This is a genomic window from Macrococcus capreoli (assembly GCF_025628935.1).
Classification (GTDB): Bacteria; Bacillota; Bacilli; order Staphylococcales; family Staphylococcaceae; genus Macrococcoides; species Macrococcoides capreoli.
In genome coordinates, this window is record NZ_JAOTIS010000001.1 from 287,703 (window position 1) to 300,201 (window position 12,499).

Consider the following 12,499-nt stretch of genomic DNA (forward strand, 5'->3'; position numbering starts at 1 on the left):
CTGCGTTTTATAATAATTACCCTTATTATAGCACACAATAAAATATTCAAAATGAAAATATAATATGAATCAGGAGGTTTATGAGTTGTATTTTTCCACATTCGGTTCTATAATATGATTATAGTCAAAGATGGTCAAACTAGTGTTGACGAATCTAATGAAGAGGTGATATTGATGAATATCGAAAAGATGACTTATAACGTTCAAAGTGCGCTAGAATTTGCACAAAACGACGCAGTAGAACAAAAGTTACAATCAATCGAAGTTGAAAATTTAATGAAACACTTTGTGAATCAAAGTGATAGTATGTTACACACCGTGTTCGAAAGAAGTAACATTGATATAAAAGGATATGAACAACTTTTAACCACACAATTACACAAACTGCCTCGCGTTGAAGGGAATGTAAAATACGGTCAATATATCAGTAATGGATTAAATACGTTGTTAAATAAAGCAGAGCAAATCATGACGTCGATGGACGATCAGTATATTTCCGTTGAGCATATAATTCTTGCAGCAATTGAAACACATCAGCAAACAACTGATTACGTCGGCAACAAAGCAGATGTGATTAAAGAAATTATTAATCAAATAAGAGGGGGAAATCACGTGACGACACAAAACCCGGAAGTACAATATGAAGTATTAAAGAAATATGGACGCGATTTAGTTGAGGAAGTAAGAAATGGGAAGATGGATCCAGTCATCGGCCGTGATGAAGAAGTGCGAAATACGATACGTATATTAAGCCGTAAGACGAAGAATAATCCAATCTTAATTGGTGAACCCGGTGTCGGTAAGACGGCGATTGTAGAAGGGTTAGCACAACGTATCGTAAAGAAAGACGTGCCTGAATCATTGTTAGATAAGACAATCTTTGAACTTGATTTATCAGCACTCGTTGCTGGAGCGAAATTCCGTGGTGAATTTGAAGAGCGTTTAAAAGCAGTATTAAAAGAAGTGAAAGATTCAGATGGCAAGATCATTTTATTTATCGATGAAATTCATATGTTAGTCGGTGCCGGTAAAACTGATGGTGCGATGGATGCAGGGAATATGTTAAAGCCAATGTTAGCACGTGGTGAATTACATTGTATCGGTGCAACGACATTAAATGAATACCGTCAATACATTGAGAAAGATTCAGCATTAGAACGACGCTTCCAGAAAGTGAGTGTTGCTGAACCGGATTTAGAAGATACGATTTCAATCTTACGTGGTTTAAAAGAACGCTATGAAGTGCATCACGGGGTAAGAATTCAAGATACAGCGCTCGTTGCTGCAGCTGAATTATCGGACCGATACATTACGGACCGTTTCTTACCGGATAAAGCGATAGATCTGGTGGATCAGGCATGTGCAACGATTCGCACTGAAATGGGTTCTAATCCAACAGAACTTGATGCTGTAAACCGACGCGTACTCCAACTTGAAATTGAAGAGAAAGCTTTAAAGAATGAAACAGACAGTAAGAGTCAAAGTCGATTAACAGAATTACAAAGAGAATTAGCCGATGAGAAAGAAAAACAACAAACATTACAAGCGCGTGTAGAACGTGAAAAAGCACAAATCAGTGTCGTTCAGGAGAAACGTGCAGAATTAGATAAATATCGTACAGCATTAGAAGAAGCACAAAGTAATTATGATTTAGGTAAAGCATCAGAATTGCAATACGGTAAGATTCCACAAATCGAAAAAGAACTAGCAGAACTTGAAGACAACTTAATTCAGGAAACTAAAGGGACAGACCGTTTAATTCGTGAAGTCGTAACGGAAGAGGAAATTGGTTATATCGTTTCACAATGGACAGGTATTCCTGTAAGTAAATTAGTTGAAACTGAAAAAGAAAAATTACTTAAACTATCTGAAATTCTTCATGAACGTGTTGTTGGTCAAGATGAAGCGGTCGATTTAGTTGCTGATGCAGTTGTCCGTGCACGTGCAGGGATTAAAGACCCGAACAGTCCTATCGGAAGTTTCTTATTCTTAGGACCAACAGGTGTGGGTAAAACTGAGCTTGCGAAGACGTTAGCAAATACGCTATTTGATTCAGAGAAACATATGGTTCGTATTGATATGAGTGAATATATGGAAAAACATGCCGTATCACGTTTAATAGGTGCACCTCCTGGCTACATTGGTCACGAAGAAGGCGGACAATTAACAGAAGCGGTAAGACGTAACCCATATACAGTGCTTCTATTAGATGAAATTGAGAAAGCACATAGTGATGTGTTTAACGTATTGTTACAGTTACTGGATGAAGGTCGTTTAACGGATTCTAAAGGACGCGTCGTCGACTTTAAAAATACGATTATCATCATGACAAGTAATATCGGTTCACAATATTTACTTGAAGGTATTGAAAATGATGAAATTACTGAAACAGCAAGAAAGAACGTAATGGATGCATTGCATTTACATTTCAAACCAGAAATCTTAAACCGTATGGATGATATCGTATTATTCAAACCGTTAAGCAGAAACGATATGACATTTATCGTTGATAAGATTGTACGCGAACTTAATGTGAGATTAGCATCACGTGGTGTGAAAGTTGAATTAACTACAGGTATTAAACAGTGGATTGCTGACACTGCATATGAACCACAATTTGGTGCACGTCCATTGAAACGATTTGTACAGAAAGAAATTGAAACACCGCTTGCTAGATTATTGATCAAAGAAGATTATCCAGAAGGCACAACAATACAAGTGGATAAAACAGAATCAGGAATAACGTTTAATGCATAAAAAAATCGAGCCAATTCGGCTCGATTTTTTTAGTGTTCTTCATGTGTTGGAATTGGTTCGTTTGGAATAAGATGTGCAATAATAATTGCTAAAATACCAAAGACGATTCCGATGATTGTTGCGAATGGAAAGTTTAAGTCATGTCCGCCACCTAAACTCATTAATACGAAATTACCCATTTGAACTAAAATAAAAGCCCAAACGAAAGTCATAATATATTGCATATGTTTATCCCCCATGAAAGATGTTATATTTATTATTATAAAAGAGTGTACGTTAAATGTATACCCTGACATTGAAAGGAATTTCTAATGAAAAATTTTTTAATATTTTTATTTGTCTTTCTCACGATTCTTGGTGCTATCGTTTATATGCGATTGCCTTCATATAAAACAATTAATAGTGTAGGGTTTGTATTTCCCTATTCAATTCATGATCAGACATGGGGGACTGAAGGGTATAAAGCGGTATTAAATATCGTCCAGGAATATGACACGAACTTCTATATACAGGAAAATATTGATTCCGATCAGCAAACACGCGTAGTCCTGGATCAACTTATTGACCGTGATGTATCAATTATATATGGTCAAAGTTCACGTTACGAAAAAATATTTAACGAATATGCAGAAAAATACCCTAACGTTCATTTTGTCTTTACAAACGGTCAAAGTCAGCATAAAAATGTGACCGCACTGAATTTGGAAGCTTACAGTATGGGATTCTTTGCGGGTTATATAGCGAGCCACGAATCTGCATCACATAAGATTGCGGTGATTGCTGCTTTTGAAGATCAGCCAGAAGTAAAAGGCTATATCGATGGTGCACATTACGAAAATGAAAAGACGCAAGTTCAAACAAAGTTCGTTAAAACGTGGGGGTATCATAAAGATGCCAGTTTAATCACGAAAAATATGATAAAACAGAAAGTAGATGTATTTTATCCTGCTGCAGACGGTATTAATAGTGAAGTGATGAACGTAGTCAAAGAATATGACCGTAAAGCAATTGGTTATATTTCTGATCAAAGTTATTTAGGGGACTTTGTTATTGCAAGTACCGTTCAGGATATTTCACATTTGTATCAGTCAATCGCTAAAGACTATTCAGAAGGGCGTTTAAAGGGTGGGACGTATTTCTATGGTATGAAAGATAATATTTCCGGCTTATCAGGCTACTCACCTCTCGTGAATTCAGCAACCTCGCAAAAAATGGAAAGATTAATTAAACAGTACAAATCGACTGGTATGCTTCCGAACGGCAAAAAATCATTACAAACAGAAGATGATATATATAAATATAAAAATGATAAAGAATAATGGACTTCTCGTTGAAGTTCATTTCTTTTTATGATAAATTAGTACCAGATACTAAAAGTAGATATAAGAGGTGTGCGAAATGAATGTAGGAATCAAAGGAATTGGTGTATATGTACCTGAACGTGTAGTACCGAATGCACATTTTGAAAGTTATCTGGATACTTCAGATGAATGGATTTCAAAGATGACAGGCATTAAAGAGCGCCGCTTTGCAGCAGATGATCAGGATGTCAGTGACTTAGCATATATCGCGTGTGAAAATGCCATTAAAAATGCTAAAATTAATAAAGACGACATCGATATGGTGATTGTTGCAACGGCGACGGGTGATCATAAATTTCCATCGGTTGCAACAATGTTACAGGACAAGCTAGGTTTACGCAATGTACCAGCAATGGATCAGCTTGCGGCATGTACAGGCTTTATTTATAGTTTAATTACAGCAGAACAGTTTATAAAGACCGGCCTTTGCAGTAATATTTTAGTAGTAGGTGCTGAAAAGTTAACAAAAATTGCAGATTTAAATGATCGAAATACTGCTATTTTATTCGGTGATGGTGCTGCGGCAGTGATTGTCAGTGAAGTGTCTGAAGGTTACGGCTTTCTTTCGCATGAATGGGGAAGTGACGGTTCCGGTGGGCAATATTTATATGATAATAAAGATAGTGGATTACTTGTGATGAATGGTCGAGAAGTATTTAAATTTGCAGTGCGTATTATGGGTGAAGTGTCATTAAAAGCAGTGGAAAAAGCAGGTCTTAAATCAAGTGAAATTGATATGTTTATTCCGCATCAAGCCAACATTCGTATTATGGAATCAGCACGAGATCGACTAGGCATCTCAAGTGATAAAATGAGTGTAACAGTTGATCGTTATGGCAATACGTCGGCGGCCAGTATTCCATTATCACTGTTCCATGAAATTGAACTAGGTAAAATAAAGAATGGTTCAAAGCTTGTCCTTGTTGGTTTCGGCGGCGGTCTGACGTATGGTGCAATGACGTTAATCTGGGGAGATAAGGAGAATGAGTAAATGAAAAATAGAGTTGTGATAACTGGAATTGGTGCATTAAGCCCAATCGGCAATGATGCACATACAACATTTAATAATGCAATAAAAGGTGTGAATGGCATTACGCCAATTACACGTATTGAGCATGATGATTTAGCCGTTAAAGTTGCGGGTGAGTTGAAAGATTTTAACATTGAAGATCATATGCCGTTAAAAGAAGCACGACGCATGGATCGCTTTACACAATATGCAGTTGTTGCTGCACGTGAGGCGCTTAAAGATTCTAAATTAGAAATCACGGATGATAATAGTGACCGCATTGGCGTATGGATTGGATCAGGTATAGGTGGGATTGAATCGTTTGAGAATGCACATCAAGCATTAGTAGATAAAGGGCCGAGACGTGTAAGTCCATTTTTCGTGCCAATGTTGATACCTGATATGGCAGCGGGACAAGTATCTATTGACTTAGGTGCAAAAGGGCCAAACGGATGTACTGTTACCGCATGTGCAACAGGTACAAATTCGATTGGTGATGCGATGCGTATGATACAGTATGGTGACGCTGATGTGATGATCGCTGGTGGAACGGAAGCACCGATTACACGCTTAAGTATTGCTGGCTTTACATCAAACCGCGCATTAAGTACGAATCCTGATCCGGAAACAGCATGTCGTCCATATCAGGAAGGACGCGATGGCTTCGTTATGGGTGAAGGTGCTGGTGTAGTCGTATTAGAGAACTTAGAACACGCTTTAGCACGTGGTGCACACATTTATGCAGAAGTGATTGGATATGGAAATAACGGCGATGCACATCATATTACAGCACCAGCGCCGAACGGTGAAGGTGGCGTCCGTACGATGAAGATGGCGCTTAAAGATGCAGGAATTGATGCTGAACAGATTGATTATTTAAACGCCCATGGAACGAGCACGCCAATTGGTGATGAATTTGAAGCGATGGCCATTAAGACAACGTTTGGTGACCATGCAGAGAAATTACTCGTGTCATCAACAAAATCAATGACAGGTCATTTGTTAGGTGCTACTGGTGCCATTGAGACAATCATTACAGCATTATCATTACAAACCGGAAAGATTGCACCGACAATTCATCAAGTAGATGCAAATGCTTTCGGCTTGAACTTTGTACCGAACAAGAGCATTGAGCAGGACATTACCTATGCGATGACGAATAGTCTGGGGTTTGGTGGTCATAATGCAGTACTTATTTTAAAGAAATATAGTGAGTGAGAAATTAATTTTCTCGCTCTTTTTGTTTGTGTTAACAAATGTTACTTCATATAATGGATGTGAGGTGACAACATGTTTATCAAAATCCATGAACCGAATCCTTATTATCAATATTTGTTAGCTGTCGAAGGTAGAATAATGCTCCACGATAATGATGCTATCAATTTGTATCGTTATAAGAGAGGCGAAGCGGGTGAGCATCAGTTTTACGCACAACTAAAAGACATTATGGAAGGTATCAAGTTATGGGACATTACGTTAGAATCACAAGGTCAGTCTCAATATGATTTTTTAATTGTTGTAAATCGCAAAATTTATCATTTTGATGTGAAGAACTTTAGTGGGGAATATACATATAAAAATGATAACTTTATTAGTGCGAATGGAAGGAATTACAAGAATGTTCTCGCTCAGTTAAACGCAGCACATGACCGATTAGAACGCATTGTGAAGCAACAGGAATGGCACTATGAAGTAGAAAGTCGCATTCTATTTATGAATGACCAGTTTTCAATTCGTAATTACGATGGCAATCCACTGATATGGTTTAGTCATCAGTTACCACAATTTATAGAACAACTAAAGAAGGAAACAACTTATAAGAATGATTTGTATATTGCTGAACAATTACTATCATTACACCAACCGAAACAATTTGAAAGGATATTTTATTATCCATTTGAGCAATTAAAGGTAGGTCCAAGATGTCCGGTTTGCAGGGAAATTGACAGCATAACGGTATTGAATAAATTCAAACATGTTCACTGTAAATGCGGTCATGTGTATTTCAAATCTGAGATGCTGCAACAGATTGCTTATGATATTCATCTAATGAACAACGGGAGGATTACGGCTAAAGATGTTTGCAGGTGGAGTGGTGTACCGGAGAGAAGTGTGCGAGATTTTTTGGTGAAAAATTACAAGAAATATGGTACATTCAAAGATGCATACTATACATTACGATAAAATACCGGCAAAGAAATCACAAAATAGCTCGAAAACAGAAAATGATTGCCGGTAAATCGAAAATACCGGCAAAGAAATCACAAAATAGCTTGAAAACAGAAAATGATTGCCGGTAAATCGAAAATACCGGCAAAGAAATCACAAAATAGCTTGAAAATAGAAAATGATTGCCGGTAAATCGAAAATACCGGCAATCATTCCCATACAAATCCACCAACTTACACAAAATACATCGCCACTATACTTAACACGACAACAGCAAGTGAAGTAAACAATATCGGAAATGTCCACACATACTGTTCCTGACGAATATGCAGTTCTTTATCAAAGGCCGGATCTTCGTCCATCGCTTCTTTTACACGTTTCGGTGCCATTCTGTAATGAAACTTTCTAAATGAATGTCCCATAATACTAAATGCGCCATTTGAATACATAAATAACAACAAACCGACACACAATAAAAATAATGCAACTAAAAACAATTGATTAAATACATTTAATGCATTCAATCCAGTAATAAAAGATATTACTATAGCAATAACAACCTCAATACATAAGACAAATAAATAACGCTTCATACAAAACCTCCTACTTTTCAATCTACATTATATCGAAAAACACAACATATAAATATCTATTTTTATTAAAAAATGAGTATCAACCCATAATGATTTCGATATTTTAATACAAAATACCGAATAAATATAAAATATTTTTTTGCTTTAGCGCGATAATGCAAATAAAAATATACACAATATTAAAAATTATGTATAAAAAATATGTTGCTAAATCTAGTTTAATAACATTATAATATTATTAAATCTTCTGAAAATAATATTATTAAATCTTCTGAAAATTTAAAAAGACAATTCCAGAGGACATTGTAATGCTTTATTAATATAAAATATTGCATTTGAAAAAACAAAAGGGGGACTTTAAAGTATGCTAAAGTTTGCGTTGAAAAGACTAGGCTATATGTTCATCACATTATTTATTATTGCGACTGCAACATTCTTCTTAATGAAGTTAATGCCTGGTTCACCATTTAATGATGAAAAGCTTTCTGCCGAACAGAAAGTAATAATTAATGAGAAATACGGTTTAAATGATCCGCTTCCAGTACAATATGTGAATTATATGAAGAATATTGTACAAGGAGATTTTGGAGTTTCATTTAAATATGCTGGTAGAGATGTATTAGATTTAATTGTTCCAAGGTTAGGTCCTTCTGCAGAAGTTGGATTATATGCAATGATTATAGGTGTTACGCTCGGAATCTTATTAGGGGTTGTCGCAGCATTAAAGCAAAATACATGGGTGGATTACTTAGCGACGATATTCTCAGTAATCGCCATTTCAGTACCATCATTCGTATTAGCCGTATTATTACAATATTTCTTAGCTGTTAAGTTTCAAATATTCCCGGCAGCAGAGTTTGACGGTATAGAATATGCTGTATTACCATCTGTTGCATTATCAGCGAGTGTTATCGCAACAATCGCTCGTTATATTCGTTCAGAAATGATTGAAGTATTAAGTTCTGATTATATTACTTTAGCGAAAGCGAAAGGGAATTCAACAACAAAAGTATTATTTGGACATGCATTACGTAATGCATTAATTCCGATTATCACATTAATTGGTCCGATGACTGTAGGCATCTTAACTGGTGCTTTAACAATTGAAACAATCTTTGCAATTCCTGGTATCGGTGATCAGTTCGTGCGCTCAATTCAAATGAACGACTATCCAGTTATTATGGCACTGACATTATTCATTAGTTTCCTATTTATATTAGTATTATTTATCGTCGATGTATTATACGGCATTATCGATCCACGTATTCGTGTTCAAGGAGGTAAAGATTAATGGTAAACCGTGAAAATAATCCAGAAGTATATAACAATGCTGATTTAAACCAGCAATTACAAACACATCCTGGAGCATTCGCTTTAGCCAACCGTGATGAAATTTTCGAAGAGAAAATTGAAAGAGAATCAAAAACGTTCTGGCAGGATGCATGGATCCAATTAAAAAGTAACCGCGGTGCATATGTTGGATTAATTGGTTTAATCTTAATCTTAATCATGTCACTTGTAGGACCGATGATTAGTGGTCACACGTATCGAGAACAAATTAAAGGACATGAAAACTTACCACCTCGTATTGAAATGATTAAAGATGTAAAGTTCTTACCATTCACTGGTGCAGATAAAGATGGTTACAACCGTTATGAACAGGAAAACATTAAAGAAAGCTACTGGTTTGGTACAGACCGTTTAGGCCGCGATATATTCACGCGTGTCTGGAAAGGTACACAAGTCTCAATCTTAATCGGTATTATCGCAGCATTATTAGACGTCTTAATCGGTATTACGTACGGTTCAATTTCAGGTTTCTTCGGTGGCTGGGTCGATACATTGATGCAAAGAATAATAGAAATTATCGCTTCTATTCCAAACTTAATTATTATGATCTTATTCGTAATTATCTTTGATGCAAGTATGTTAACAATTGTACTAGCAATGAGTTTAACAGGTTGGATTGGGATGAGTCGTATCGTCCGCGGACAATTCTTAAAGTTGAAAAACCAGGAATTCGTATTAGCATCACGAACGTTAGGTGCTTCAAATATGAGTTTAATCTTTAAACATATTTTACCAAACACATTAGGTCCAATTATCGTTACGGCAATGTTCTCAATTCCAAGTGCGATTTTCTTCGAAGCATTCTTAAGCTTTATCGGTTTAGGTATTCCTGCACCACAAGCGTCGTTAGGATCACTTGTAAACGATGGCCGTAAAATGATCATGATGAATCCATATCAAATGTTCATTCCAGCTTCAATTTTAAGTTTATTAATTTTATGTTTCTATTTATTTGGTGACGGTGTACGTGATGCATTCGACCCTAAAATGCGTAAATAAAGGAGGAAATAACAATGGCAGAAAGAATTTTAGAAGTAAAGAATCTAAAAGTTTCCTTCGATATTCTCGCGGGGGAAGTTCAGGCAGTTCGTGGTGTTGATTTCCACTTAGACAAAGCGGAAACGTTAGCAATCGTAGGAGAATCAGGTTCAGGTAAATCTGTAACAACGAAAGCAATTATGCGTTTATTACCATCACCACCTTCACGTATTAAAGAAGGAGAGATTCTATTCGATGGTAAAGATTTAGCAAAGCTATCGGAAAAAGAAATGCAGCAAGTGCGTGGAAGAGATATTTCAATGATTTTCCAGGATCCAATGACTTCATTAAACCCAACGATGAAGATTGGTAAACAAGTTATGGAACCATTAATTAAACATCAAAAGTTATCAAAAGCAGAAGCGAAAGAGCGCGCGTTAGATATTTTACGTTTAGTGGGTCTTCCAAATCCTGAAGGACGTTTCAACAACTATCCTCATCAATTCTCAGGAGGACAACGTCAACGTATCGTTATCGCAACGGCATTAGCTTGTGACCCGAAAATCTTAATCGCTGATGAGCCGACAACGGCACTTGACGTAACGATTCAAGCACAAATTTTAGAGTTAATGAAAGACTTACAAAAGAAAATTGATACATCAATTATCTTTATTACACATGACCTGGGTGTCGTAGCAAACGTTGCTGACCGCGTAGCAGTAATGTATGGTGGTCAAATTGTTGAAACGGGTACTGTTGATGAAATATTCTACAATCCGAAACATCCATATACGTGGGGATTATTATCATCTATGCCAAGTTTAGATACGAGTCAGGATACAGAATTAAAAGCAATTCCAGGTACACCACCTGATTTAATTAAACCACCAGTTGGTGATGCATTTGCACGTCGTTCTGACTATGCATTACAAATTGACTTTGAACAAGAGCCACCATGGTACCAGGTTTCAGATACACATTTCGTAAAATCATGGTTAATGGATCCACAAGCGCCAAAAGTTGATCCACCGGAAATGGTTAAGCAAAAACTGCGCCCTATGCCTGGTGATTATGCACAACCAAAACGTGTAGAGGGGGTAAGTTTCTAATGAAAGATGAAAAAGTGCACAATAATACTGACGAACGCGTGAAAGTTATCGATGCGACAAAAGAATCAAAGAAGGAAGAGCATACAATAGAAGATGGTCCGTTACAAGTCAGTGCGGATGAAATTGTAGAAGATGCTTCACATTACACAGCATCAGAACTTAATAAAACAACGTTAACAGCTTCTGAAGTTGCGGCTACAGGAACAAAGCCATACGCAGAAGGTAAAACGAAGTTAATTGAAGTTAAGAACTTAAAGCAATACTTTAACGTCGGTAAGAAAAATGAAGTAAAAGCAATTGATGATGTTACATTTGATATTTTCCGTGGAGAAACTTTAGGTTTAGTAGGGGAGTCTGGTTGTGGTAAATCAACAACTGGACGTACGCTTATTAAATTGTATAACGCAACAGGTGGACAAGTTATTTTTGATGGTACTGATATTCAGTCTATTAAAAATAAAAAAGATTTATTAAAGTTCAACCGTCGTATGCAAATGATCTTCCAGGATCCATATGGTTCACTGAATCCAAGATTAAAAGTGATGGATATCGTCGCTGAAGGTATTGATATTCATAAACTTGCAAAGAACAAACAAGACCGTGCGAACCGTGTATATGAACTGCTTGAAACAGTAGGATTATCGAAAGAACATGCGAACCGTTATCCACATGAGTTCTCGGGTGGGCAACGTCAACGTATCGGTATTGCGCGCGCATTAGCTGTTGAACCAGAATTTATTATTGCCGATGAGCCGATTTCAGCGCTTGACGTTTCGATACAGGCTCAAGTTGTAAACTTAATGCAAAGATTACAAAAAGAACGCGGTATTACATTCTTATTCATTGCACATGATTTATCAATGGTTAAATACATTTCTGACCGTATCGGCGTGATGTATTTCGGTAAATTAGTTGAAGTCGGACCTGCAGAAGCAATTTATAATAATCCACTTCATGAATATACGAAGTCATTATTATCAGCAATTCCTCTGCCGGATCCAGAATCAGAGCGTACGCGTGTCCGTAAAACATACAATCCGGATGTTCATGCGTATACTGCAGATGACGTGTTAGAATTACGTGAAGTTGCACCAGATCACTTTGTATACTGCTCGCCAAAAGAGTATGAAATACTAAAAGCGGAGTATAATCATAATTATTAACAATTTTGCA

General features: G+C 36.6%; 10 protein-coding genes and 1 pseudogene. 9 read left to right on the plus strand and 2 right to left on the minus strand.

Annotated features, from left to right (window positions below):
• Positions 1-174 precede the first annotated feature (174 nt).
• On the plus strand, positions 175-2,757 hold the full coding sequence (gene clpB, locus OCL94_RS01490) for an ATP-dependent chaperone ClpB (RefSeq protein ID WP_262993817.1): 2,583 nt from the start codon (positions 175-177) through the stop codon (positions 2,755-2,757).
• 29 nt (positions 2,758-2,786) lie between these two features.
• Here the strand turns inward: clpB and OCL94_RS01495 are convergent, their stop codons facing one another.
• Positions 2,787-2,981 carry a YjzD family protein gene (locus OCL94_RS01495; RefSeq protein ID WP_262993819.1) on the minus strand — a complete coding sequence of 65 codons (195 nt, stop codon included), beginning with the start codon at positions 2,979-2,981 and terminating at the stop codon, positions 2,787-2,789.
• Between the two features lie 87 nt (positions 2,982-3,068).
• Between OCL94_RS01495 and OCL94_RS01500 the strand changes: the two genes are divergently transcribed.
• The 4 genes from OCL94_RS01500 (at position 3,069) to OCL94_RS01515 (ending at position 7,311) form a co-directional block, all read left to right on the plus strand.
• A complete protein-coding gene (locus tag OCL94_RS01500; RefSeq protein WP_262993821.1) occupies positions 3,069-4,076 on the plus strand; it encodes a BMP family ABC transporter substrate-binding protein in 1,008 nt (335 codons plus the stop codon).
• A gap of 79 nt (positions 4,077-4,155) precedes the next feature.
• Positions 4,156-5,109, plus strand: a complete 954-nt coding sequence (locus tag OCL94_RS01505; protein WP_262993823.1) for a beta-ketoacyl-ACP synthase III — start codon at positions 4,156-4,158, stop codon at positions 5,107-5,109.
• Entirely contained in the window at positions 5,110-6,345 is a 1,236-nt protein-coding gene (gene fabF, locus OCL94_RS01510; protein WP_262993825.1) for a beta-ketoacyl-ACP synthase II, read from the plus strand.
• A 72-nt stretch (positions 6,346-6,417) separates the two neighbouring features.
• Positions 6,418-7,311: a nuclease-related domain-containing protein gene (locus OCL94_RS01515; RefSeq protein WP_262993827.1), complete on the plus strand. Its 894-nt coding sequence runs from the start codon at positions 6,418-6,420 to the stop codon at positions 7,309-7,311.
• A 218-nt stretch (positions 7,312-7,529) separates the two neighbouring features.
• On the opposite strand, the gene OCL94_RS01520 is transcribed toward OCL94_RS01515, so the two are convergent.
• A complete protein-coding gene (locus OCL94_RS01520; RefSeq protein ID WP_262993829.1) occupies positions 7,530-7,889 on the minus strand; it encodes a DUF3899 domain-containing protein in 360 nt (119 codons plus the stop codon).
• Positions 7,890-8,253: 364 nt separating this feature from the next.
• On the opposite strand from OCL94_RS01520, the gene opp3b reads away from it, so the two are divergent.
• The 4 genes and pseudogenes from opp3b to OCL94_RS01540 all read left to right on the plus strand — a co-directional run bounded on the left by opp3b (position 8,254) and on the right by OCL94_RS01540 (position 12,489).
• On the plus strand, positions 8,254-9,180 hold the full coding sequence (opp3b, locus tag OCL94_RS01525; RefSeq protein WP_262993831.1) for an oligopeptide ABC transporter permease: 927 nt from the start codon (positions 8,254-8,256) through the stop codon (positions 9,178-9,180).
• Positions 9,181-9,257: 77 nt separating this feature from the next.
• A pseudogene (gene opp3C, locus OCL94_RS01530) lies at positions 9,258-10,238 on the plus strand (oligopeptide ABC transporter permease); the annotation flags it as partial.
• Between the two features lie 14 nt (positions 10,239-10,252).
• Positions 10,253-11,326 carry an ABC transporter ATP-binding protein gene (locus tag OCL94_RS01535; RefSeq protein ID WP_262993835.1) on the plus strand — a complete coding sequence of 358 codons (1,074 nt, stop codon included), beginning with the start codon at positions 10,253-10,255 and terminating at the stop codon, positions 11,324-11,326.
• Positions 11,326-12,489 (plus strand): ABC transporter ATP-binding protein, encoded by a 1,164-nt coding sequence (locus tag OCL94_RS01540; RefSeq protein WP_262993837.1) that lies wholly within the window; start codon positions 11,326-11,328, stop codon positions 12,487-12,489. Before OCL94_RS01535 ends, OCL94_RS01540 begins: the two co-directional genes overlap by 1 nt.
• Positions 12,490-12,499 lie beyond the last annotated feature (10 nt).

Coding starts and splice junctions, on each gene's coding strand:
- clpB (WP_262993817.1), top strand. CDS start 175: ATGAATATCGAAAAGATGACTTATAACGTTCAAAGTGCGCTAGAATTT.
- OCL94_RS01495 (WP_262993819.1), bottom strand. CDS start 2,981: ATGCAATATATTATGACTTTCGTTTGGGCTTTTATTTTAGTTCAAATG.
- OCL94_RS01500 (WP_262993821.1), top strand. CDS start 3,069: ATGAAAAATTTTTTAATATTTTTATTTGTCTTTCTCACGATTCTTGGT.
- OCL94_RS01505 (WP_262993823.1), top strand. CDS start 4,156: ATGAATGTAGGAATCAAAGGAATTGGTGTATATGTACCTGAACGTGTA.
- fabF (WP_262993825.1), top strand. CDS start 5,110: ATGAAAAATAGAGTTGTGATAACTGGAATTGGTGCATTAAGCCCAATC.
- OCL94_RS01515 (WP_262993827.1), top strand. CDS start 6,418: ATGTTTATCAAAATCCATGAACCGAATCCTTATTATCAATATTTGTTA.
- OCL94_RS01520 (WP_262993829.1), bottom strand. CDS start 7,889: ATGAAGCGTTATTTATTTGTCTTATGTATTGAGGTTGTTATTGCTATA.
- opp3b (WP_262993831.1), top strand. CDS start 8,254: ATGCTAAAGTTTGCGTTGAAAAGACTAGGCTATATGTTCATCACATTA.
- OCL94_RS01535 (WP_262993835.1), top strand. CDS start 10,253: ATGGCAGAAAGAATTTTAGAAGTAAAGAATCTAAAAGTTTCCTTCGAT.
- OCL94_RS01540 (WP_262993837.1), top strand. CDS start 11,326: ATGAAAGATGAAAAAGTGCACAATAATACTGACGAACGCGTGAAAGTT.